General features: G+C 55.4%; 19 protein-coding genes and 3 pseudogenes. 8 read left to right on the top strand and 14 right to left on the bottom strand.

The features are described from left to right. Positions 1-57: 57 nt before the first annotated feature. From BHK98_RS00100 to ilvB, 7 genes are all read right to left on the bottom strand, one after another. The gene (locus BHK98_RS00100; RefSeq protein WP_075711662.1) at positions 58-921 is read right to left on the bottom strand and encodes a DNA-binding domain-containing protein; all 864 of its coding nucleotides are present in this window, start codon (positions 919-921) and stop codon (positions 58-60) included. Further along, entirely contained in the window at positions 918-2,243 is a 1,326-nt protein-coding gene (locus BHK98_RS00095) for an ATP-binding protein (RefSeq protein ID WP_158024432.1), read from the bottom strand. Before BHK98_RS00095 ends, BHK98_RS00100 begins: the two co-directional genes overlap by 4 nt. Positions 2,244-2,411: 168 nt before the next feature. Next, the gene (locus tag BHK98_RS00090) at positions 2,412-4,040 is read right to left on the bottom strand and encodes an amidohydrolase (protein WP_075711660.1); all 1,629 of its coding nucleotides are present in this window, start codon (positions 4,038-4,040) and stop codon (positions 2,412-2,414) included. 3 nt (positions 4,041-4,043) lie between these two features. Then, positions 4,044-5,711 (bottom strand): dihydroxy-acid dehydratase, encoded by a 1,668-nt coding sequence (gene ilvD, locus BHK98_RS00085; protein WP_075711659.1) that lies wholly within the window; start codon positions 5,709-5,711, stop codon positions 4,044-4,046. A 126-nt stretch (positions 5,712-5,837) separates the two neighbouring features. Further along, positions 5,838-6,830 (bottom strand): ketol-acid reductoisomerase, encoded by a 993-nt coding sequence (ilvC, locus tag BHK98_RS00080; RefSeq protein ID WP_075711658.1) that lies wholly within the window; start codon positions 6,828-6,830, stop codon positions 5,838-5,840. Between the two features lie 67 nt (positions 6,831-6,897). Further along, positions 6,898-7,410, bottom strand: coding sequence for an acetolactate synthase small subunit (gene ilvN, locus BHK98_RS00075; protein ID WP_235897065.1), 513 nt, complete (start codon positions 7,408-7,410; stop codon positions 6,898-6,900). A 12-nt stretch (positions 7,411-7,422) separates the two neighbouring features. Further along, entirely contained in the window at positions 7,423-9,084 is a 1,662-nt protein-coding gene (gene ilvB / locus BHK98_RS00070) for a biosynthetic-type acetolactate synthase large subunit (protein ID WP_075711657.1), read from the bottom strand. Between the two features lie 458 nt (positions 9,085-9,542). Here ilvB and BHK98_RS00065 point away from each other — a divergent pair, with 458 nt between their 5' ends. From BHK98_RS00065 to BHK98_RS00030, 8 genes are all read left to right on the top strand, one after another. Further along, positions 9,543-11,249, top strand: coding sequence for a 2-isopropylmalate synthase (locus tag BHK98_RS00065; RefSeq protein WP_075714844.1), 1,707 nt, complete (start codon positions 9,543-9,545; stop codon positions 11,247-11,249). A gap of 100 nt (positions 11,250-11,349) precedes the next feature. After that, positions 11,350-12,612, top strand: a complete 1,263-nt coding sequence (gene leuC / locus BHK98_RS00060) for a 3-isopropylmalate dehydratase large subunit (protein WP_075711656.1) — start codon at positions 11,350-11,352, stop codon at positions 12,610-12,612. A 2-nt stretch (positions 12,613-12,614) separates the two neighbouring features. Continuing rightward, entirely contained in the window at positions 12,615-13,118 is a 504-nt protein-coding gene (gene leuD, locus BHK98_RS00055; protein ID WP_075711655.1) for a 3-isopropylmalate dehydratase small subunit, read from the top strand. Continuing rightward, on the top strand, positions 13,115-14,188 hold the full coding sequence (leuB, locus tag BHK98_RS00050; RefSeq protein WP_075711654.1) for a 3-isopropylmalate dehydrogenase: 1,074 nt from the start codon (positions 13,115-13,117) through the stop codon (positions 14,186-14,188). The genes leuD and leuB overlap by 4 nt, the downstream gene beginning before the upstream one ends. Before the next feature lie 20 nt (positions 14,189-14,208). Continuing rightward, positions 14,209-15,021 carry an SGNH/GDSL hydrolase family protein gene (locus tag BHK98_RS00045; protein WP_075711653.1) on the top strand — a complete coding sequence of 271 codons (813 nt, stop codon included), beginning with the start codon at positions 14,209-14,211 and terminating at the stop codon, positions 15,019-15,021. Then, entirely contained in the window at positions 15,021-15,542 is a 522-nt protein-coding gene (locus BHK98_RS00040) for a DUF4358 domain-containing protein (RefSeq protein WP_075711652.1), read from the top strand. The genes BHK98_RS00045 and BHK98_RS00040 overlap by 1 nt, the downstream gene beginning before the upstream one ends. Then, positions 15,532-16,935 carry an MBOAT family O-acyltransferase gene (locus tag BHK98_RS00035; RefSeq protein WP_075711651.1) on the top strand — a complete coding sequence of 468 codons (1,404 nt, stop codon included), beginning with the start codon at positions 15,532-15,534 and terminating at the stop codon, positions 16,933-16,935. Before BHK98_RS00040 ends, BHK98_RS00035 begins: the two co-directional genes overlap by 11 nt. 21 nt (positions 16,936-16,956) lie before the next feature. Continuing rightward, positions 16,957-18,099: a DHHW family protein gene (locus BHK98_RS00030; RefSeq protein ID WP_075711650.1), complete on the top strand. Its 1,143-nt coding sequence runs from the start codon at positions 16,957-16,959 to the stop codon at positions 18,097-18,099. Positions 18,100-18,116: 17 nt separating this feature from the next. Here the strand turns inward: BHK98_RS00030 and BHK98_RS00025 are convergent, their stop codons facing one another. The 7 genes and pseudogenes from BHK98_RS00025 to rplS all read right to left on the bottom strand — a co-directional run bounded on the left by BHK98_RS00025 (position 18,117) and on the right by rplS (position 22,530). Continuing rightward, a complete protein-coding gene (locus BHK98_RS00025) occupies positions 18,117-18,755 on the bottom strand; it encodes a cyclodeaminase/cyclohydrolase family protein (protein WP_075711649.1) in 639 nt (212 codons plus the stop codon). A 65-nt stretch (positions 18,756-18,820) separates the two neighbouring features. Continuing rightward, positions 18,821-20,499 (bottom strand): annotated as a pseudogene (locus BHK98_RS00020) (formate--tetrahydrofolate ligase). A 17-nt stretch (positions 20,500-20,516) separates the two neighbouring features. Continuing rightward, positions 20,517-21,110 carry a ribonuclease HII gene (locus BHK98_RS00015; RefSeq protein ID WP_158024431.1) on the bottom strand — a complete coding sequence of 198 codons (594 nt, stop codon included), beginning with the start codon at positions 21,108-21,110 and terminating at the stop codon, positions 20,517-20,519. Positions 21,111-21,177: 67 nt separating this feature from the next. Next, positions 21,178-21,513, bottom strand: a complete 336-nt coding sequence (locus BHK98_RS13970) for a YlqF/YawG family GTPase (RefSeq protein WP_342718876.1) — start codon at positions 21,511-21,513, stop codon at positions 21,178-21,180. 61 nt (positions 21,514-21,574) lie between these two features. Beyond that, a pseudogene (locus BHK98_RS13965) lies at positions 21,575-21,682 on the bottom strand (GTPase); the annotation flags it as partial. Beyond that, the gene (locus tag BHK98_RS13960) at positions 21,679-22,038 is read right to left on the bottom strand and encodes a hypothetical protein (RefSeq protein WP_342718642.1); all 360 of its coding nucleotides are present in this window, start codon (positions 22,036-22,038) and stop codon (positions 21,679-21,681) included. The gene BHK98_RS13960 and the pseudogene BHK98_RS13965, both read right to left, overlap by 4 nt. A gap of 145 nt (positions 22,039-22,183) precedes the next feature. Beyond that, positions 22,184-22,530 (bottom strand): annotated as a pseudogene (rplS, locus tag BHK98_RS00005) (50S ribosomal protein L19). Positions 22,531-22,776 lie beyond the last annotated feature (246 nt).

The raw sequence follows: 22,776 nt of genomic DNA, 5'->3' as shown, positions 1-22,776 counted from the left end.
GCGTTCGCAAATCGGCGCCGGGCTCTCCAGAGTATTGCACACGACTTGTTCGCGGCGTCACCGGATGGAGTTTCCGTAGAGAATCAGCCCCTCCATGAAATGGGAAATACTGACCCTGCCGCCGCTTTTGCTTTTTCCCTCCAGGAAATCCATCTCGTCCCGTACCGACTTGAAATCAAAAACGTAATTTCCGTATATCTGGAAGACCTCGCTTTCATAATCAGCAAGCGCCGCGCTGGCCACATTCGTCAGACCCTTTTTCATGGCGCGGCGGATGCGCTGTTCCAGGTTTTTTACCGAATCGCCCCGTTCCTCCGCCACCCGGCTCAGAATTACTTTGTCGTAGCCGCAGCCGCAGTCCCTCATACAGACGTAGACGTCCCGGATCTCCCGGGTTCCCTTCTCGCCCAGCATTCCGAGCATATTGAAGATCATGTCCAGACTCTGAAGCTCCTCGTTCACCGGAGACTCCTCCGGGAGCGTATCCTCAGCGGGCTCCTTTTTGTTCCCGCCCTCACCGAAAAGCTCGCGGAGATCCTCCATGATTCTCCTCATTTTAATTTTCTCCGCAACATTGCCGAGGACCTTTTCCACCTCGGTAATATTGACCGGCTTGTGGATGAAGAACTCCACGCCCGCCTTATAGGCGTTGCCGATCATCTCTTTGTCCGTGACCTTGGAGAGCATAACAAAGGCAGAGCCGCTTCCGCTCTTCCGCAGCCGCTCCACCAGAGAAATCCCGTCCATCTCGCTCATCAGCAGATCCACAAGCACGATATCCGGTCTCTCCTCGAGAATCTCCTCCATCGCAGCCTCCGGATCCGTCGAATATCCGCACACCTCGCCGATCTCACGGCTCCGTATGGTGTTTGCAAGCGATTTGACCGTCGCGATATTATCATCCACTATGTAATACTTCATTGCGAGTCCTCTTCCATCTGCTTCGCCGGAATCAGCAGCGTAAATTCAGTGAACTTTCCCGGCCTGCTGTCCACGGCGATTGTTCCATGAAATACGTTTTCCACATAATCCCGGACCACATTCAGTCCAAGCCCCCGCTGGATATACCCCGTATCCCTGTTGAATTTTGTAGAATACCCGTCCAAAAAAATCGTGTCAAGGTCCTCCTTCTCGATGCCGGGACCGTTGTCGTAAACCGTGATGCGATAATACAGCGCTCTGGCTTCCCCGCGGACATCATGAATCTCGCGGACCTCGGCGCTCAGAGTAAGCATGATTCGGCCCTGTTCGGTCCCGATAGCCTCCGCAGAGTTAGTCAGCAGATTCCGGACGACCGACATCATCTTGAAGCTGTCGTGCACCTTGAAATCCACCTGGCCGCGGACCGTGACGGACGCACGGTATCCTCTCCGCCGGATCAAATTCATGACATTAGCCTTCTCCAGCTTGCAGATTTCGCTCATCAGCATCGACTGATTTCCAATCTTATCCAGATAATCCTCCTGAAGAACAGAAATCACGTTCTGATAATCCGCCTTGACCTCATGCGTATTCTTGGCGATTTCCAGAATCTGAGTCGTGAAGCGATGAGGGACCTCCGGATCCGCTCCGGCTTCCTTATAGAGATTATACGCCTTTTTCATAACTTCTTCCACATCAGATTCGTTTTTTTCCATCAGGCGCATCTCACTGTCCACAACCGAAGCCTGAGTCAGCAGCCGTTTGTACACCTCGTCGTGTTCCCGCCGCACCAGAAAGCTTGAGTAGGACTCGATCGCCACCAGCACCACCAACACCAGCGCGGTACGCACGAGGGCGATGATTCCCAGATAAGTCAGAATTTCCACCGTGAACAAAGAATGCCCCGCCAGGATACTCCGTATCGTCATCTCTCCCACATTGCCGAAAAAGTCACAGAACGGAATGACAAAGGTAAAGTTCCGCAGCGTCTTGGGGCCGTCAATCAGGAAGCGGTAAATCAGCGTGTACAGAATTCCGTAGGTGAAAAAAAAACCCATGTCCGGCAGCACCGTTTCCAGCGTGTACTGCAGTCTCCCGTCCTGGACATATGTCAGAATCAGACGGAACATCGGCGAAAAAATTCCGGACAGCGCCGCGATATACATCGGAGACAGATCCTCATAGCAATAAATGAAGATGCCCATAATCAGCACCGACATCGCGACGATGAAACCCTCCGTAATAAAATTGAAGCGGATCAGCGCCGACATCGACACAAATAACGCAACCGATATTGTTTTCAAGATCTTTTCTCTGTTCATAATTCTCCCACAAGCCTGCCCGTAAGGCAGTACTCTGCGACGCCGGCCATCCGTTCCCCGGCCGTTCTTCATTCGCTCTCCGGCCGTTCTTCACCCGCTCTCCGGCCTCGCCCCGAAAGCAGAAATACTCCTCAGGCCCCGACTCCGGGACCTGAGGAGTTCATTCCGTTACCTGCACTGATTACCGCTGCAGAGGTCTTTCCTGCAGTAAATCCGCTCCCCGCCGATATAGGTCTCTTCCACGCAGACCTCATCGATTTTCATCGGATCCACGGTAAACAGATCGTCCGACAGCACCGCGAAATCCGCCGCATATCCGGGCTTCAGCATGCCCAGACCGGCGAAGCCGGAAACCTCCGCTGATTCCTTTGTGTACAGGATCATCGCAGTTTCAATGTCGAGCCGCTCATCCTGGCCGATATCCGTCCCGTCGCAGGCGTAACGCGTCACCGCCGACTTCAGATTGGAAAACGGGTCAGACGGCACGGCCCACGATGTTGCGGGCGCGTCCGTGGACAGACAGAGCTTCACGCCGCGGTCCAGCATCGTCCGATGCGGATAGATGTGTCTGAGCCTCTCCGGATCCATATTGTTCTTATAGGTCTCGATTTCACAGTGCTCGAAGATGGGCTGACTGGCAAAGCCGAAGCCGCGCTCCGCAGCCCTGGCGACAGCCCTGTCCGACGGCTCAGTCAGATGCTCCACCCTCAGGCAGGGCGCCTTTCCGTCAGTCCAGTCCTTCTCCGGGTAGACCCTGTCGATCACCCGGTCGATGGCCCGGCCGCCCATGGCGTGGACAGAAAGCTGACAGCCCGTCCTTTTACAGAAGTCCAGCGCCCGTTCCATGCTATCGTCCGAATAGACCGGGAAGCCGCATTCCTCCGTTCCCAGGTAAGGCTCCGAAAGCCATGCGGTCTTTCCGCTGATGCTCCCGTCACCGATTAATTTCAGACCGGCGATACGGATCTGCCGGTTCCGGTCCATCAGCTCCGGCGTAATGTCGAACGAAGGATCGTCCATAAAATAGTCCCACATATAATAGAGTGCGACTCTCTGACGGAACCCCCGCTTCACTGCCTCCTCGTAGAATTCGTAATTACCGCCCTCGTGGAGATTTCCCATGTCCGTGACGGCGACGATTCCCTGAGAGGTCAGGAGATTTCCCAGATCGATCAGCGACGCCACCGTACTTTCCTTTGTCTCCGGCGGCATGAACGGAAGCACCAGGTCCCGGGCGTTTTCCTTCAGCACGCCGGTGGGTTCGCCGTGTTCGTCCCGTTCGATTTCTCCGCTCTGCGGGTCAGGCGTGTCACGGGTGATTCCCGCGAGTTCGAGCGCTCTGCTGTTCACACAGCGGATATGCTCGCAGCTGCGGGTCAGGAACACCGGAAGATCCGGCGACCCCTTATCCAGATCGTAACGGTTGGGCGAACGATGCTCTGCAAATTTGCCCTCATCGTATCCCCAGCCCTTGATCCAGTCTCCCTCTGACTTCTCCGACCGTACCCGGGCGATTTCCTGAATCAGCTCCTGAATGGAATTGACTTTCGGCGGAAGGCAGGCGATCTGCCTGCTGAAATCCGCCAGCATGACCGGATGCATATGCGCGTCCACAAATCCCGGAATCACGGTCCGGCCGCCCAGGTCGATCCGGGGATATTCCCCGGCGGGGAGATCCTTTTCCGCTCCCGCGAACAAAACCTTTCCTCCGTCACAGAGAAGCGCCTCTGCGTACAGGGCCTCCGGCCTCGAAGCATCCGAGGTGAAGATTTTTCCGTTGACAAATGCCCTTTTCACGATTTAGTCCTCCATCATCACCGCGCCCTTGCAGCTCGGTCCAACCATCCTGGAATAGCGATAGAGCCATCCGTGCCGGATATTCGGCTCCCGCGGCGTATACTCCGCTCTGCGGGCGGCGAATTCCTCGTCGCTGACGCGGGCGTTCAGCTTTCCGTTGGGAATGTCGATCTCAATGATGTCGCCTTCCCGGAGCAGACCGATGTTTCCGCCGGCTGCCGCCTCCGGGCAGACATGTCCGATAGAAGCTCCGCGGCTCGCTCCGCTGAAGCGCCCATCCGTGATCAGCGCCACCGTCTTGTCCAGCTTCATACCGGCAAGCGCGCTGGTGGGATTCAGCATTTCCCGCATACCCGGGCCGCCCTTCGGTCCCTCGTAGCGGATGACGACCACATCGCCGTCCACGATCTTTCCTTCGTAGATGTCCTTAATCGCATCCTCCTCACAGTCGTAGACTCGCGCAGGACCCTCATGCACCAGCATTTCCGGAGCGACGGCGCTTCTCTTGACGACGCTGCCCTCCTGAGCGATATTTCCCCACATCACTGCGATACCGCCGGTTTCCGAATAGGGGTTGTCAATCGGCCGAATCGCGTCTGTCCTGATACAGGCGTTCCTGATATTCTCTGCCACGGTATGACCGTTTGCCGTAAGGAGATCCGTTTCAATCAGGTTCTTCTTGTTCAGCTCTGCGAGTACCGCCTGCACGCCCCCCGCCTGATTCAGATCATGCATATGCGTCGGGCCTGCCGGCGCCAGATGGCAGAGATTCGGCACCTTTCCGCTCATCTCATTGAAAACCTCCATGCTGAGCTCGACTCCCGCCTCATTGGCGATCGCCAGCAGGTGGAGAACCGTATTGCTGGAACAGCCCAGAGCCATGTCGCAGGCGAGAGCGTTCCTCAGAGATTTCTCGTTGACGATCTGGCGGGCAGTAATATTCTTCTCCACCAGATTCATAATCGCCATGCCGGCATGCTTCGCCAGCATGATACGTCCGCTGTGCACCGCGGGAATCGTTCCGTTCCCCGGAAGCGCCAGCCCGACCGCCTCGCAGAGACAGTTCATGCTGTTTGCGGTGTACATGCCGCTGCAGGACCCGCAGCCCGGGCAGACATTCTGCTCGAACTCGGTCAGTCCTGCATCGTCAATGATGCCGGCCTTGCGTGCTCCAACTGCTTCAAACATTTTAGATAACGAAGTTTCCACGCCGCCTACCAGGCCGCTCATCATCGGACCGCCTGAACAGACGACAGCGGGGATGTCGATCCGGACGGCCCCCATGACCATTCCCGGAACGATTTTGTCACAATTGGGCACCAGCACCAGCCCGTCGAACTGATGGGCGTTCGCCATCGTTTCGACACTATCTGCGATAAGTTCACGGCTTGCCAGGGAATACTTCATTCCCACATGGCCCATAGCAATCCCGTCACAGACTCCGATTGCCGGAACCATGATGGGCGTGCCGCCGGCCATGCGCACGCCGGCCTTCACAGCCTCTGTTATTTTGTCCAGGTGCATATGCCCCGGAACAATTTCACTGTGAGCCGAGACGACACCGATCAGCGGTCTCTCCAGCTCTTCCTTTGTGTAACCCATAGCGTAAAAAAGGCTTCGCATGGGAGCCCTTTCTACGCCTTTGGTTACATTATCACTTCTTCTAGTCATAATATAACCTCTCAGTTTCTCATTTCTGTTTTCTATACTGCTTTACTGCTTTCACTGCCGCCCGCATTGCCGCTGCCCCTTGCAGGCCGCGGTCCGCACGGCGGCACGACGCCGCGGCGCTCTCCGCTACTGCAGCCAGCTCATCATGGAGCGCAGGTCTCTGCCGACCTCGTTGACCGGATGCTCAGCCTGGATCTTTCTCATTGCCAGGAAGTTCGCCTTGCCGCCGGCCTTGAATTCCTTGATGAAGTTGGAAGCGAAGGTTCCGTCCTGAATATCAGACAGCACCTGCTTCATGCCTTCTCTGGACTCCTTCGTGATGATCTTCGGTCCGGTGATGTAATCGCCGTATTCCGCGGTGTTGGAGATGGAGTATCTCATCATGTCGAAGCCCTTCGCATAGATCAGGTCGATGATCATCTTCATCTCGTGGATGCACTCGAAATACGCCATTTCCGGAGCATATCCGGCCTCGACCAGTGTCTCCCAGCCGGCCTTCATCAGCTCGCAGACGCCGCCGCAGAGGACTGCCTGCTCACCGAACAGGTCGGTTTCCGTCTCTTCTCTGAATGTCGTCTCAATGATTCCGGATCTGCCCGCACCGATTCCGGAAGCGTACGCCAGTGCGATATCCTTCGCCTTGCCGGAAGCGTCCTGATAAACCGCAATCAGGGACGGAACGCCGGAACCCTGCGTATACTGCTCTCTTACAATGTGTCCGGGGCCCTTCGGCGCAATCATGATAACGTCCACATCTGCGGGAGGAACGATCTGCTGGAAATGAATATTGAAGCCATGTGCGAACGCCAGCGCGTTTCCGGCGTGCATATGCGGCGCGATTTTCTCTGCGTAGATGTCCGCCTGCATCTCGTCCGGCGTCAGAATCATGACGATGTCTCCGGCCTCCGCCGCATCCTCGATGTCCATGACCTCCAGTCCGAAATCCTTCGCCTTTTTCTCATGCTTGGAGCCCGGTCTCAGGCCGACGACAACCTTTGCTCCGCTCTCGGTCAGATTCATCGCGTGGGCGTGACCCTGGCTTCCGAATCCGATGATCGCAATGGTCTTTCCTTCTAAAACACTAAAGTTGCAATCTGCGTCATAATACTTCGTTATCATTTTTCTGTCTCCTTTTGTTATATATTAAGATATATTTTTTATACAAATTGTAATCCGGCGGCTCCGCCTATTCCAGACCGTGGTCGGTCTGCAGATTCCGCTCCACGGCGGTCACGCCGCTTCTGCAGAAGTCCACGACATCGAACTCGTCCATCAGATCCATGAAGCCGTCCAGTTTTTCCGGCGACCCCGTGACCTCGATAACCAGCGATGTGGTGGTCAGATTGATGATGCTGCCGCGGTAAACCTCGACGATATTCTTAATCGAATCCCGCTGATCCGGCATCGCGTTCACCTTGACCAGAAGGAGCTCGCGGTACAGGGTTTTCTCCCGGTTCAGCACAGACACCGACTTCACCACTTCCATCTTGGCAATCTGCGCGACAATCTGATCTGCGACCTCCTCTTCCACGTTGAACACCATGGTAATCCGCGTGATGTCCGGATTCCCCGTGGAGGATACCGTAATCGTATCGATATTAAAGCCGCGTCTTCCCAGAACGCTGGCGACTCTCGTCATGACATTCGGCAGATTATCCACGAGAACGCTGACGATTTTCTTTTTCATTTCCTTTGCCATCTCCGCGTCCTCCTATTCCACGATGATATCTTCCACAGTCTTGCCGCCCGGAATCATGGGAAGCACCCGTTCCTCCGGCTCGATCACACACTCGATCCAGGATGGTCCGTCCTGCTTCATCGCATCCGCCATGGCCGCCTTCAGCTGTTCGATGTTCTCTGCCCGATAGCCGTGAGCGCCGAAGCCCTCCGCCACCTTGACGTAATCCGTCTTTCGGTGCGGCACCGTACTGGAGTAACGTCCGCCGTAGAAAATCGTCTGCCACTGGTAAACCATGCCCAGCACGCTGTTGTTGAAGATTACCGTGATCACAGGCAGATTCTCGCTGACCGCCGTGCAGGCCTCGTTCATGTTCATGTGGAACGAACCGTCGCCGGTGATGTGCACCACCCGGCAGTCCGGCTGTCCCATCTGCGCGCCGATCGCCGCGCCGTAGCCGAAGCCCATCGTTCCCAGACCCCCGCTGGTCAGGAACTTTTTCGGTTTGCGGAACTTCAGATACTGCGCCGCCCACATCTGATGCTGACCGACATCAGTCACATAAATGGTGTCGTCGTCACACATGGTGCTGATGGTCTCCAGAATCTCCTTCGGATCCATCCCGTGATTCAGCGTTCTCCTGACACGCTCCTTGGTCCGCCATCCGCAGACACGCTCATGCCATTCGTAATGCTGCGCCCTGTCCACATATTCCAGCATCCGTTCGAGGACCTCCTTCACATCGCCGACACAGCACTTATCAATATGAACATTTTTGTTAATTTCGCTGGCGTCGATATCAATCTGCAGAATCCGCGCTCTTCTTCCCCATTTCTTAGTGTTCAGAGCCACCCGGTCGCTGAACCGCGCGCCGAGCGCGATAATCAGATCGGCCTGATCAATGGCCCGGTTCGCGGCTACCGTGCCGTGCATTCCCACAAGGCCCAGATTGAGTTCGTTGTCGTAGCTGACGATTCCGGACGCCATCAGCGTATGCACCGCGGGAATGTCCGCTCTGGAAATCAGCTCATTCACCGCCTCACAGGCGTTGGAGGAAATACAGCCTCCCCCGATGTACGCTACCGGCTTCTCTGCGTTGTTAATCAGCCGGACCGCCTCCGCCAGTTCTTCCTTTGTAGGAGAGGGCTTCGGATCCAGAGGCAGCGGCGGCTTATTGGTAAACTCCGTTTTTGCAGCCGTCACATCCTTGGTGATGTCTACCAGCACCGGCCCTTTTCTTCCGCTGTTCGCGATACGGAACGCGTTGCGGAGAGTCATCTCCAGATCATCCACGTCGTTCACGAAATAATTCATCTTCGTAATCGGAATGGTGATTCCCGCGATATAAATCTCCTGAAAAGCGTCGCGGCCGATCAGACTGTTGTCCACGTTCGATGTGATCGCCACCATCGGAATGCTGTCCATGTACGCAGTGGCGATGCCGGTCACCAGATTCGTCGCGCCGGGACCGCTGGTGGAGAAAACCACGCCCGTTCTGCCCGTCGCTCTGGCATACCCGTCCGCCGCGTGGGAAGCGCCCTGCTCGTGCGCAGTCATCACGTGTCTGATGCGGTCGCTGTATTTATACAGTTCATCGTAGATATTCAGAGCCGCTCCTCCCGGGTATCCGAAAACGGTATCGACCCCGTGATCCAGCAGTACCTCCGCTACGATCTGTGCCCCTGTCAGTTTCATACTACCTCTCCTGATTATTCCTTAAATTCCGCCTTTCCTTGAGGCGCAACTCTATTATAGAGCATCGCTAACAAATGTCAACCACTTTTTGTAACCAAACACAAAAAAATATTTCATTTTCTAATTTCATACACAATTTTTACCGATTCGCTGTTGACAAACAGTTTGGTATACATTATATTATTGTTACAACCAAATGTAAACAAGTTTTGCCAAGACGGGAATAAACCGGTTCCAGGTTTCTCACAGAGAGCAGCAGTACGGTGAAATGCTGCAGAAACACGCCGGCGTCTCACCCCCGAGCATGCCAGACGAGCGGGCTGTGCGTTGATGGACGCAGCAGTCAAAAAGAGTGGTACCGCGGAAACTTTATTATAATGAACGTTTTCGTCTCTTTACGGTTAGATCAGATGGATAATCGCAAAGAGGCGATTATTCGTATTCAGGAGGATTTTGAAATGAAAAACTACGACAAGTACAGAATCGGTTATTTCGCCCCGCCGGTCAATGACTACGACTGGGTGAAGAAGGATCACATCGAGAAGGCTCCCAGATGGTGCAGCGTGGATCTCCGCGACGGCAACCAGGCTCTGATCGTTCCGATGAACCTGGAGCAGAAGCTGGAATTCTTCACCTATCTCTGCGAAATAGGGTTCAAGGAAATCGAGGTGGGTTTCCCCGCAGCGTCGGATACGGAATTTGAATTTCTGCGGACGCTGATCGAGCAGGATATGATTCCGGACGACGTGACCGTACAGGTACTGACGCAGTCACGGCGCCATATTATCGAAAAGACCTTTGAATCTCTGATCGGAGCGAAGCACGCCGTGGTTCATCTCTACAACTCCACCTCCTTTGCCCAGAGGCAGCAGGTATTCCGCAAGGATAAGGAAGAAATCATAAAAATCGCCACCGACGGCGCGGAGCTGATGAACGAGATCGCCGCCAGATACACGGACACCGATTTTGAATTTGAATACTCCCCCGAGAGCTTCACAGGTACAGAACCGGAATTCGCTCTGGAGATCTGCAACGCCGTCATCGATATATGGAAGCCGACGCCTGAGCATAAGGTCATCATTAACCTGCCGGCGACCGTGGAAATGTCCATGCCCCATGTGTTCGCCAACCAGGTGGAATACATGAGCAAAAATCTGCACAGCCGTGACAGTGTGGTTCTGTCCCTGCATCCCCACAACGACCGGGGAACCGGCGTGGCGGACGCAGAGCTGGGGCTGCTCGCAGGCGGCGACCGCATTGAAGGCACCCTGTTCGGCAACGGAGAACGCACCGGAAACGTGGACATCGTCACGCTGGCCATGAACATGTTCACCCACGGCGTAGATCCCGGGCTGGATTTCTCCGATATGCCGAGAGCGGTGGAGATGTTCGAGAAATTCACGGATATGACGGTCGATCCCCGCCGGCCCTACTGCGGCTCCCTGGTGTTCGCAGCCTTCTCCGGCTCTCACCAGGATGCGATCGCCAAGGGTATGAAATGGAGAGCGGAAACCGACCCGAGCCGCTGGACGGTTCCCTACCTGCCCATTGATCCCCACGATGTGGGGCGCCAGTATGACGGCGACGTTATCCGCATCAACAGCCAGTCCGGCAAGGGCGGCGTCGCCTACATCATCAACCGTGACCACGGCTTCGATATCCCCAAGGCGATGCGCGCCGAGGTCGGATATATGATGAAGGGAATTTCCGACCATACACACGAGGAGCTGTCCTCAGACGAGATCTTCGACATCTTCTCCCGGGAATACGTCAACTTCTTCTCGCCCCTGGACATCACCGACGCCACCTTCAGCTATTTCTCCTCCACAAAGGAAGAGGGGGAAAACACCGTCGCAGTCCGGATGCGGGTGGTCATCGACGGTGAAGTCTATAACATCGATGCGGAAGGAAACGGTCGTCTGGACGCCGTCGCCAACGGTCTGAAGAAGACGCCGTACAACTTCGACTACCGGTTCATCACCTATACGGAGCACGCCATCAGCACCGACTCCAGCTCCAAGGCCGCCGCTTACATCTGCATTGCAGACAAAGACGGTCACGAATACTGGGGCGTAGGAACACAGTATGACATCACGCTGGCCGCGGTCAACGCGCTGGTCAGCGCCCTGAACCGCATGAATAAGAAAGAACATATGGTCAAATAGCACGGAATATTATATAATAATAATTGTATGTTCCGGCACGCGGCCGTTTCCGAAGGCCCGCGCGGAGCACATACGAGTACGAAGAAAGGAATCACTCAATATGGGAATGACAATGACACAGAAGATCCTCGCCGCTCACGCGGGACTGGATCATGTGGCGGCGGGACAGCTGATCAACGCCCGGCTGGACATGGTGCTGGCAAACGACATCACCGGTCCGGTATCCATCAATGAGTTCGATAAGGCAGGGTTTGACAGCGTCTTCGACAGGAGCAGAGTTTCTCTCGTCATGGACCACTTCACCCCGAACAAAGACATCAAGAGCGCGGAGCAGTGTAAAAAATGCAGGACCTTCGCCAGACGCTTCGACCTGGAGAATTTCTATGACGTAGGCGAGATGGGAATCGAGCACGCCCTTCTCCCGGAGAAGGGACTGGTCTGCGCGGGAGAAGCCATCATCGGCGCAGACTCCCACACCTGCACCTACGGCGCTCTGGGCGCGTTCTCCACAGGCGTGGGCTCCACCGATCTGGCGGCGGGCATGGCCACCGGCGAAGCCTGGTTCAAGGTTCCGCCGGCGATCCGGTTCAACCTGACCGGCCGCCTCTCCGAATATGTCAGCGGCAAGGACGTCATCCTGCACATCATCGGACTGATCGGCGTAGACGGCGCCCTGTATAAATCTATGGAATTCACCGGTCCGGGAGTCGCCTCCCTCTCTATGGAGGACCGCCTGTGCATCTGCAACATGGCCATCGAGGCCGGCGGAAAAAACGGCATCTTCCCGGTGGACGACATTACAAAGGAATATATGAAGGGTCGGGTCAGCCGTCCCTACACCGTATATGAAGCCGACGCTGATGCGGAATACGAGCAGAGCTTTGAAATCGACCTGTCTCAGATCCGTCCCACCGTCTCCTTCCCCCACCTGCCGGAGAACACCCGTACCATCGATGAAGTCGGAGACATCCCCATCGATCAGGTCGTCATCGGCTCCTGCACCAACGGGAGGCTGTCGGACATGAAGGCGGCCGCTGAAATTCTGAAAGGGAAGCATGTGGCGAAGGGCGTCCGGGCCATCATCATCCCGGCTACCCAGCAGGTCTATAAGGACAGCATCCGCGCCGGATATATCGACATTTTCCTTGACGCGGGCTGCATCGTCTCAACGCCGACCTGCGGACCATGCCTGGGCGGTCACATGGGGATTCTGGCTGCCGGCGAACGATGCGTCGCGACGACCAACCGTAACTTTGTCGGCCGCATGGGAGACACCACCTCCGAGGTTTACCTCGCCAGCCCGGCCGTTGCCGCAGCGTCCGCTGTCGCAGGAAAAATCAGCGGACCGGAAAGGAGCAGATAGAAATGGAAGCCAAAGGATTCGTTCATCGGTACGGAGATAACGTCGATACCGACGTGATCATCCCCGCCCGCTACCTGAACACGCAGAACGACAAGGAACTGGCGAGCCACTGCATGGAAGACATCGACCGGGATTTTGTGCACAAAGTACACGCCGGCGACATCATGGTGGCCGGCGAGAACTTCGGTTGCGGCTCCTCCCGGGAGCACGCCCCCATCGCCATCAAGGCAAGCGGCATCAGCTGCGTCATCGCCTCTACCTTCGCCCGCATCTTCTACCGCAACGCCATCAATATCGGCCTTCCGATTCTGGAATGTCCGGAGGCAAGCGAAAAAATCCGGGCGGGAGATGAGGTCTCCGTGGATTTCGATACCGGCGTCATTACCAATATCACAAAGAACGAGACATACCAGGCGCTGCCCTTCCCCGCATTCATTCAGAACATCATCCGGGCGGGCGGCCTGATGAACAGCATCAGAAACAGAACGGAGGAAAACGCAGAATGAACTATAATATCGCGGTGGTCAGAGGTGACGGAATCGGCCCCGAAGTGGTGGCGGAAACCATCAAGGTACTGGAAAAGGTCGGACAGAAATTCGGACACAGCTTTCACTTTACCGATGTTCCGGCAGGCGGCGCGGCTATCGACGCAGTCGGGGAATGCCTCCCCGCAGAGACAGTCCGGATCGCGAAATCAAGCGATGCGGTACTGCTGGGCGCTGTCGGCGGACCCAAATGGGACAACGTACCCGGCGATCAGCGGCCGGAGAGAGCGCTTCTGGGGCTGCGCAAGGAACTCGGGCTGTTTGCCAATCTCCGTCCCGCCATGGTTTTCGATCAGCTGGCGGACGCCTCTCCGCTGAAACCGGAAATCATCAGCGGCGGGCTGGACATCGTCGTCGTACGCGAACTGACCGGCGGCATCTATTTCGGTGAAAAAGGACATAAGGACGGCGGCGATATGGGCCCGGCCGCCTATGATGTGGAGCAGTATGCGAAGGGAGAGGTCCGCCGCATCGCGAAAGTCGCCTTCGATATGGCCATGAAACGCAGCAGAAAGGTCACCTCCGTGGACAAATCCAACGTCCTGGAGAGCTCCCGGCTGTGGCGCAGAGTCGTGGCTGAAGTTGCTGAAGACTATCCCGGGGTGGAACTGGACAATCTGTATGTGGACAACGCTGCCATGCAGCTGGTCCGCAACCCGCGCCAGTTCGACGTGATTGTGACCAGCAATATGTTCGGCGATATCCTTTCCGATGAGGCCAGCCAGATTACCGGCTCCATCGGCATGCTCCCCTCCGCGAGCCTTGCGGACGGGAACTTCGGAATGTACGAGCCCGTTCACGGCTCCGCTCCGGACATCGCCGGCACAGGGCAGGCCAACCCCATCGCCACGATCCTCTCCGGTGCGATGATGCTCCGCTACACCTTCGGCCTGGGAGAAGAGGCGAAATCCATCGAGGACGCCGTGAACCGGTTCCTGTCCGACGGATACCGCACCGCGGATCTCTGCGGCGGCGCACCGGAGGCCGTGACCACGACGCAGTGCGGCGACCTTATCGCCGCCAATATCTGAGTTTGAAGGAACCCGAAAGAATGATGCGGAAAAGCGTGAAACCCGATATAAAAATACAAATCAACGCCAGACAGATCAGAAGAATGCTCCTGTTCATTCTTCTGATTCTTTTCGTTTTCAATCTGGTTCATTTCAATCTGAAAGCCGACGTTCGGAATTCAACGGTGAAGGAGAATCTGAAGCTCATTTCCTCCTACGATTTCTCCAGCGTTTCCGCTGTGGAGAAAAAGCTGGAGGCAGAGGGCTCCAGCACCGCTCCTGTGACGGTCACACGCTCCGGAAAGGAAAACGGTCTGTCCAAGGCTAAATACCGCCAGATCTTTGACGGCTGCGCGGTGATCGGCGACTCCATCACGGAGGGGCTGACCACCTACGGCTTCCTCAGTGACTCTCAGGTATTCTACAAGGTGGGCGGTTCCGTCATGCACGGCGACGCACAGTTCCGGTCCGCGGCGAAAACTTATCCGAAAATCGCCTTTTTCACCTTCGGCATGAACGATATGGGAAACTACCGGGGCAACGCAGAAAACTTTGTAGCCCGCTACGAAACGCTGCTGAAGGAATTCCATAAAACGTCGCCCTCCACGAAGCTGATGATCAACAGCATCTCCACTCCGTCCGCGGCGGCCCGGAAGAAGAACAAATCTCTGAGAAATTACCGGAAATTCAACTCCGCTCTGCGCAAAATGTGCCGGAAGATGAATCTCACCTATATCGACAACAACTATATTCTGGAAGAAAATCCGAAATTCTATGGCTCTGACGGAATCCATGTGAGTTCGGGTTATTATGTCATGTGGCTGAACAACATGATCCTGAAAGCGGGGCTGTAATGAACAGAATGACCGGATTTCAAAAGAATATCGGAGAACGGCTCCGCCGCCTGAACGCAAGCGATGTCACCAAGATCGTCCTTTCTGTGGTGCTGATTCTTTTTCTGGCGGCGGTCTACCACCGTTCCAGCGCTCCGGACGTGCCTATGGACTCCGTCGAATCCGCTCTGCGGAAGGGAACCGGCCTCTCCTCCATGCAGAAATGCAGCAACCGTCAGCTGATGCAGTTCATGGGACTGGATTACTCTGACTACGATTCCTACATCTATTACAAGAGCAGGGAGGCTCTCGGGGTGCAGGAGGTTCTGGTTGTCCGCGTTTACCGGCGAGACGACCTGACCGCGGTGGAGGACGCCATCGACAGGCGCGTCGCAGATCAGACAAGGACCTTTGAAGGCTACGGGCCGTCTCAGGTCGCCATGCTGAAAAACGCCATCATATACAAACGCGGAAACTATATTTTCTATTGCGTGGACAAAAATCCTGACCGGTATGAGGAGGTGTTCCGTCATGCTCTTTAGCAGTATCGTATTCATCTTCTGCTTCCTGCCGATCCTTCTGGCCGTGTATTTCCTCGTGCCGAAAAAATATCTGTTCGCCCGGAACATCGTTCTGCTGCTTTTCAGTCTCGTCTTTTACAGCTGGGGAGAGCCGGTCTATGTGTTCCTGATGATTTACAGCGCCTTTTTCAATTATTTCATGGCGCATCTGATCGCGCAGGACAGGCGAAAGGGCGGCTCCGGGAAGCGGGACTTTCTGTTCGCGCTTGTGATGAACCTCTTCATCCTGTGTTTCTTCAAATACTTCGGCTTCCTGATGGACACCGTGAACGGAATCTTCCATTCCCATATTTCCTATACCGCGCTGTCCCTGCCTATCGGTATTTCATTTTACACCTTCCAGGCGCTGTCCTACATCATCGATGTGTACCGGGACAAAGTGAAGCCCCAGAGCAGCTTTCTGAACTTCGCTCTGTACCTGGCGCTGTTCCCGCAGCTGATCGCCGGTCCCATCGTGAAGTACATCGACATTGAGAGTCAGCTGTCATACCGTGAAACGAATCCGGAGAAATTCGGCCAGGGCGCGACGCGCTTCATGCTCGGTCTCGGAAAGAAGGTGCTCCTGGCCAACAACCTGGGCGCGCTGCACCAGCTGGTCCTGAACCTGCCGGACAGCCAGGCCTCGGTCCTCTCCTTCTGGATCGGCGCGCTGGCCTATACGCTGCAGATCTACTTTGACTTCAGCGGATATTCTGACATGGCCATCGGTCTGGGCCGTATGTTCGGCTTTGAGTTTCTGGAGAATTTCAACTATCCCTATATCAGCAGGAGCGTCACGGAATTCTGGCGCAGATGGCATATGTCTCTGTCCGGATGGTTCCGGGACTACCTCTACATTCCGCTGGGCGGCAACCGGGTTACGGTTCCCCGCCATATCCTGAATCTGCTGATTGTCTGGTCCCTGACCGGGCTGTGGCACGGCGCCAGCTGGAATTTTGTATTCTGGGGGTTATATTACGGAGTCGTGCTGATCCTGGAGAAGTATGTCTTCGGAAGCGCTCTGAAACAAAGCCCGGCGTGGGCTCAGCATCTGTACGCCATGCTGGTGGTTCTGATCGGATGGGTCTTCTTCTTCAGCAGCGATCTGTCCGCGGCGATCCATTATCTGGGCGTCATGTTCGGCGTCGGCCGGTTCGCCCTCGCCAATGTGAAAACGCTGTATCTGCTGCGCACGAATCTGATCCTCCTGATTCTTTCCTGCGTGCTTTCAGGCCCTCGCCCCATGGAGCGTTTCCGGCGCTTCGCGGAGGAGCGGCGCGTTCCGGCGGTGATCTGCATTTTCGCGGTTTTCATTCTGTCCGTGGCGTACCTGGTTTACAGTTCATATAATCCGTTTTTGTACTTCAGATTTTAAAAGACCCGGGAGGCGGTCACTATGCGAAACAGTTCCTACACCAGAATAACCGGTCTTCTGTTCATCGTCTGTCTGGCGGCGGTGTTCCTGCTGAATCTCATTCTGCCGGACAAAACCTTTTCCGCTGTGGAGAACCGGGTTCTTCAGGCGCTGCCGTCATTTTCGATCTCAAAATACATGGAAGGGCGCTATGAAACAAAGCTGGAAAACTATGTGAACGACCAGTTCCTGTTCCGGAACACCTTCATCCGGATTAAATCCGCCGCGGACGTTACAGAGGGAAAGCTGGAGGCCAACGGAGTATATCGCTGCAGGGATCATTACCTCATGGAGGAGATCAGCACGCCGAACAAGCACTTTGTCTATACAAAAAACGCCCTGCGCCAGTTCAGCCGTCAGTACAGCGATGTGAAAATGTATTTCCTGCTGGCGCCGAACGCCGCGAACATTCTTTCCGACAAGCTTCCGGCCACCGTGCGGATGGCCGACCAGAACAGCTATATGGACTCGTTTCTGTCTGATCTGCGCAGCTTCGGCTACACGACGATTGACGTTCGGGACGCATTCCGCAAGGCGAAGGAGGATACGCAGCTCTATTACCGGACCGACCACCACTGGACCAGCGACGGAGCGTATCTCGCGTACCGGACCGCCGCGAAGAAAATAAAGCTTGATACAAAGACCGCCTACGACGGCTACGCCGTCAAAAACGACTTCAGGGGAACGCTCTGCTCCAAGAGCGGATTCGTCAACGGACGGGACGACGCGATAAAAATCTATCTCCCCGACAGCCGTCAGAATTACCGCAATTCCGTGATCTACTACGCCGACACAAAGAAAAAGACAACCCACTTCTATCAGCTTGACAATCTGAAGAAGAAGGATGCCTATACCGTATTCGGCGGAAGCAATCATCCGATGTACACGATTCAGACGCCGGGGACAGAGGATCGCACCCTGCTGCTGATCAAAGACAGCTACGCCAACAGCTTTATCCCGTTTCTGTCCCGGAACTACCGGAGAATCATCGTCGTGGATCCCCGCTATTTCTTCGAGGATATCGGTGACCTCATTAATGCCTACAAAGTGGATGAAATACTGTTCCTCTACAACGCCAATACCTTCTTTCAGGATGATTCTCTGGAAATGATGCTCAGTGACTGATCAGGCTCTTCGCAGGCTCAGTCGTCCCAGCCCCGCAGACTCGCCTGCACCTGGGCGTACACCGTATCGGCCTTTACCGTATACTCGAACAGCATGCTGTCCGCCTCGTCATTAATCCTCTCAGCGCTCTCCCGATCCTTCATCGCTTTTGTATTGATGAACACATTCAGAGAAGCCCCCTGCAGAGCCGCCTTACAGAACACAACGCCCACGCCGGCGTCGCTGATTGCGAGCCGGCTTCCTTTGTTAGCAAATTCCTCGCACATGTCAATAGCCTCGCAGCATTTCCGCATGATCTCAAGAGGCGCCGCGCACGCATCCTGAAGCACGATGGCCATGACCCGCTCCTTTTCCCGTTTCTGCTCCTCCGTATCCCGCGGCATTCCGTAAGCCTTTGCCAGAGGTGCGAAGGCCTCCGCATCCCGTTCCACCAGGTTCAACATATCATGCTGAATCTTCTCGCAGCGATCCATCATGTCGTGCATTTCGTCCTCTACCGCCGCGTATTTTTTCTTGCCGACGGTCAGGTGACCGACCATGTTCCCCAGAGCCGTCCCGATCGCGCCCAGAAGCGCCGATGCGCTCCCGCCTCCCGGTACCGGCTCCTTACTGGAGAGTATTTCCACAAATTCTCTGCAACTGCTGTCTGTGATCATTATTATCTGATTCTTCCCTTCTGCTGTAAATCTGTCTGATGTGTGCCCGATCCCTGCAACGCGGGTTAAAACAGCCCGGTAATCCTTCCGGAGTTATCCACATCGATTTTCTCCGCCGCGGGTACCCTGGGCAGCCCCGGCATCGTCATGATATTTCCGGTCTTCACCACGATGAATCCTGCTCCCGCATCCGCTTTCGCCTCTGTCACCGTGATATGGAAGCCCTCTGGCGCACCCAGCAGGGACGGGTCATCCGAGAAGCTGAACTGGGTTTTCGCCACGCAGATCGGAAGGCCGCCGTAACCCAGTTTTTCCAACTGATCGATGGACTGCGCCGCCTTCTTTTCGTAAATCACGCCGTCTGCATGGTATACGCGTTTTGCGATGGTTTCAATCTTTTCCCGGATGGTCAGCTCCAGAGGATATGTAAAGCTGAAATGATTTTCTTCCTCCTCAATAAGACGGATGACCTCCTTCGCCAGGTCGACGCCGCCTTCGCCGCCCTTTGCCCATACCTGGCTGAGAACCACGTTGACGCCCAGCTCACGGCATTTCTCCTCAACGAGGTGAACCTCCGCCTGTGTATCCGTAGGGAACTCATTCAGCGCCACAACCGCCGGAATGCCGTAGACTTCCCGGATATTCTCAAGATGCTGCAGAAGATTAGGCAGCCCTGCCTCCAGCGCCTCCAGATTTTCTTCATTAAGATCCTTCTTAGGCACGCCGCCATGATACTTCAGCGCCCGTACTGTCGCGACCAGAACGCAGGCGTCCGGCCTCAGACCGCCCTTGCGGCATTTGATGTCAACGAACTTCTCCGCACCGAGATCCGCAGCGAAGCCCGCCTCCGTAACGACATAGTCTGCCAGTTTGAGCGCCATCTTCGTCGCCATCAGCGAATTGCAGCCATGAGCGATGTTTGCGAATGGTCCGCCGTGTACAAATGCAGGCGTATGCTCCAGAGTCTGCACCAGATTCGGTTTCAGCGCGTCCTTCAGCAGTGCTGCCGCCGCTCCCTGTGCCTTGATATCCGCCACGGTAACCGGCGCTCCGTCGTATGTATACCCCAGAATAATTCTGGAAAGCTTATCCTTCAGATCTTCTATATCGTGGGAGAGACAAAGAATCGCCATGACCTCGCTGGCCACTGTAATCTCAAATCCGTCTTCCCTCGGAACTCCGCTGGCCTTTCCGCCCATTCCGTCCAGAATATGTCGGAGCTGCCGGTCATTCATATCCACAGCGCGTTTCCATGTGATTCTTCTGGATCAATGTTCAGCGCATTTCCCTGCTGAATATGGTTGTCCAGCATGGCGGCGATCAGATTGTTCGCGGCGCCGATGGCGTGCATATCTCCGGTAAAGTGCAGATTGATGTCCTCCATCGGAACCACCTGGGCGTAGCCTCCGCCCGCCGCTCCGCCTTTGATGCCGAACACGGGGCCCAGAGAAGGCTCCCTCAGCGCCAGCATCACCTTTTTGTCCAGTCTGTGAAAAGCGTCTGCAAGTCCCGCTGATGTGGTGGTCTTTCCCTCACCCGCCGGAGTCGGAGAAATCGCCGTCACCAGGATCAGTTTACCGTCCGGCTCATTCTTTTTTTCTTCCAGGATGCTGTAATCGATCTTCGCCTTATAGTTTCCGTACAGCTCCACGTACTTTTCATCAATGCCCGCGTCCCTCGCGATGTTCAGAATCGGTTCTTTTTCCACTGCCTGTGCGATTTCGATATCGGTTTTGATTTCCATGTTTTTCTCCTTCCCGGTCAATAACCGGTATTTTTTAAAAAATTGCGCCGATGAATCGGGGTCACTCCGTGCTCCCGGATTCCCTCGTAGTGCGCCTTTGTACCGTAGCCTTTATTTCTCTCGAAGCCGTATCCGGGATACTCCTCCGCATACTTGATCATCCGTCGATCCCGTGTCACCTTGGCAACGATGGACGCTGCCGCGATGGATACGCTGCTGCTGTCTCCTCTGATGATGGAAGTCTGCGGCTTATCCAGAGCCTCCAGCCTCAGTGCGTCGATCAGCACGTGCTCCATGGTGCTCCCGTCTTTCTCCCGGAGCATCTCGTCTGCGGCAGCCGCCGCATCCAGCATGGCAAGCTTTGTGGCCTCCAGAATATTAATCTCATCGATGACCTCCGGCCCCCGGCGCCCTATCCCCCAGGCGACCGCCCGTTCCAGGATCCGACTGTACAGGTGCTCCCGTCTCTTCTCCGACAGTTTCTTGGAATCATCCACCCCCAGAAGGTCGAAATCCTGCGGGAGCACGACACAGGCCGCAACGACAGGCCCCGCCAGCGGACCCGGCCTACCTCGTCGATACCGCCGATATACCGGATCCCCTGTTCCCACAAGGCCTCTTCCGGAAGCCTCATTTCCCGGAGCCGCTGCCGCATGCGCTGCTCCCGTTCTTCTTTTTTCATAGTGCGCCCTCCGGTGTGATGTTTCCCGGTGCGGTCTCCAGTGTGATCCTTCCGATTCTGCCGCTGCGAAATTCATCCAGAACAGTCCGGGCGCACCGCTCATAGTCGATTCTCCTGCCCGGCAGAATGAATCCCCGTTTCTCCGCTATGCGCTCCATGGTCTCCAGCGGCGTCTCTCCCAGTTCCTCCAGTCGGTAGCGTTCCCGAAGCATCTCCGGATAACGGTTCTGCATATCCTCCAGAAAAGACAGCGCCAGATCCGCCGTATCCAGAATCTCGTCCCGGATGCTCCCGCAGTATGCGAGATTCAGCCCCCACGCGGGGATCCTCAAACTTCGGCCACAAAATCCCGGGCGTGTCCAGCAGCTGCATTCCGTTGGACAGGGTCAGCCACTGCTTTCCCTTCGTCACTCCCGGCCGGTCGCCGGTCCGCGCGCTCTTCTTTCCGGTCAGACGGTTAATCAGCGAGGATTTGCCGCAGTTGGGTACGCCCACGATCATTCATACGCATCGGCCGCTTGTAACGGGCGGACCCGATTTCTTCCTGCCTTGCGGACAAAGCCCCGTACAGAGTTTTGACCCCTTCGCCGCTGACACAGTTCATCTCCAGCGCCCGAATGCCGCCGGCGGCGGAAGAAGGCAGTCCAGTTCCGGTTCTCTTCAGGATCCGCCAGATCTTTTTTGTTCAGAATAATCACCCGGGCTTCTCCCCACCAGTTCATCGATGATGGGGTTCCTGCTGGAAACCGAATCCTGGCGTCGATGACCTCGATGACCAGATCCACCATTTTCAGATTATCACGGATCAGTTCCCGGGTCTTTTTCATATGACCGGGGTACCAGTTGATACTGTTCATTGCGATACTCCTGCTGTTCAAAGGACATCGGTCCTCATTAATGTCAATATCCGTTAAGCCGGCCCGGAACCTGTCGACCGGCAGTTTATATCTGATTATTGCGTCATTACTTCAGTACAGAAAAGGGAACCTTGCGGTTCCCCCATTATCTGCTTTCCTTTGATTTGATCTTCGCGGACTTTCCTGTTCTGCCACGCATGTAGTGGAGCCTTGCTCTTCTGACATCGCCCTTGCGAACGACCTCGATCTTCTCAACCCATGGTGAATGAAGCGGAATGTCTTTTCAACGCCGACGCCTGATGCGATTCTTCTGACGGTGAAGCTCTCTCCGATTTCCGCCGTTCTGACGCTTCAGCACGAAACCCTCAAAGACCTGAATTCTCTCTCTGTTTCCTTCTTTAATCTTGATGTGTACGCGAACGGTATCGCCGACACAAATTCCGGAATGTCCTTCTTCAGGTAATCCTGAGTCACAGCATCTATTGCATTCATAATGATGATATCCTCCTTCCCTCATAGACGTTCTTAAATGCCCTCGAGTTACTCTACGCATCCTGCAGGATGCATCATTCAGAGGAACGCCCGTAACCTCATAAGTATAGCATATCGCCGATGCCGATGCAAGGAAAATTTCATCTGCGGACGGTGTTTATAACCATGCTGGCAGGAGCTGTCATTTACCACTCTGTCGTTTCATTCAATTGATTTCGAATATCTCTTCGGCATACATGATACGGA

It is taken from the genome of Hornefia porci (assembly GCF_001940235.1).
GTDB lineage: Bacteria > Bacillota > Clostridia > Peptostreptococcales > Anaerovoracaceae > Aminicella > Aminicella porci.
Note: the sequence above shows the minus strand (reverse complement) of the source record. Positions and strands in the feature narration are given on the sequence as shown.

What these genes read in the sequence shown, in the direction of transcription:
- BHK98_RS00030 (WP_075711650.1), top strand. Translation starts at nt 16,957, where the DNA reads ATGCGAAACAGTTCCTACACCAGAATAACCGGTCTTCTGTTCATCGTC.
- BHK98_RS00065 (WP_075714844.1), top strand. Translation starts at nt 9,543, where the DNA reads ATGAAAAACTACGACAAGTACAGAATCGGTTATTTCGCCCCGCCGGTC.
- BHK98_RS00095 (WP_158024432.1), bottom strand. Translation starts at nt 2,243, where the DNA reads ATGAACAGAGAAAAGATCTTGAAAACAATATCGGTTGCGTTATTTGTG.
- BHK98_RS00100 (WP_075711662.1), bottom strand. Translation starts at nt 921, where the DNA reads ATGAAGTATTACATAGTGGATGATAATATCGCGACGGTCAAATCGCTT.
- leuD (WP_075711655.1), top strand. Translation starts at nt 12,615, where the DNA reads ATGGAAGCCAAAGGATTCGTTCATCGGTACGGAGATAACGTCGATACC.
- BHK98_RS13960 (WP_342718642.1), bottom strand. Translation starts at nt 22,038, where the DNA reads ATGAACAGTATCAACTGGTACCCCGGTCATATGAAAAAGACCCGGGAA.
- BHK98_RS00040 (WP_075711652.1), top strand. Translation starts at nt 15,021, where the DNA reads ATGAACAGAATGACCGGATTTCAAAAGAATATCGGAGAACGGCTCCGC.
- ilvC (WP_075711658.1), bottom strand. Translation starts at nt 6,830, where the DNA reads ATGATAACGAAGTATTATGACGCAGATTGCAACTTTAGTGTTTTAGAA.
- leuB (WP_075711654.1), top strand. Translation starts at nt 13,115, where the DNA reads ATGAACTATAATATCGCGGTGGTCAGAGGTGACGGAATCGGCCCCGAA.
- BHK98_RS00035 (WP_075711651.1), top strand. Translation starts at nt 15,532, where the DNA reads ATGCTCTTTAGCAGTATCGTATTCATCTTCTGCTTCCTGCCGATCCTT.
- BHK98_RS00045 (WP_075711653.1), top strand. Translation starts at nt 14,209, where the DNA reads ATGATGCGGAAAAGCGTGAAACCCGATATAAAAATACAAATCAACGCC.
- ilvD (WP_075711659.1), bottom strand. Translation starts at nt 5,711, where the DNA reads ATGACTAGAAGAAGTGATAATGTAACCAAAGGCGTAGAAAGGGCTCCC.
- ilvB (WP_075711657.1), bottom strand. Translation starts at nt 9,084, where the DNA reads ATGAAACTGACAGGGGCACAGATCGTAGCGGAGGTACTGCTGGATCAC.
- BHK98_RS00025 (WP_075711649.1), bottom strand. Translation starts at nt 18,755, where the DNA reads ATGATCACAGACAGCAGTTGCAGAGAATTTGTGGAAATACTCTCCAGT.
- ilvN (WP_235897065.1), bottom strand. Translation starts at nt 7,410, where the DNA reads ATGGCAAAGGAAATGAAAAAGAAAATCGTCAGCGTTCTCGTGGATAAT.
- leuC (WP_075711656.1), top strand. Translation starts at nt 11,350, where the DNA reads ATGGGAATGACAATGACACAGAAGATCCTCGCCGCTCACGCGGGACTG.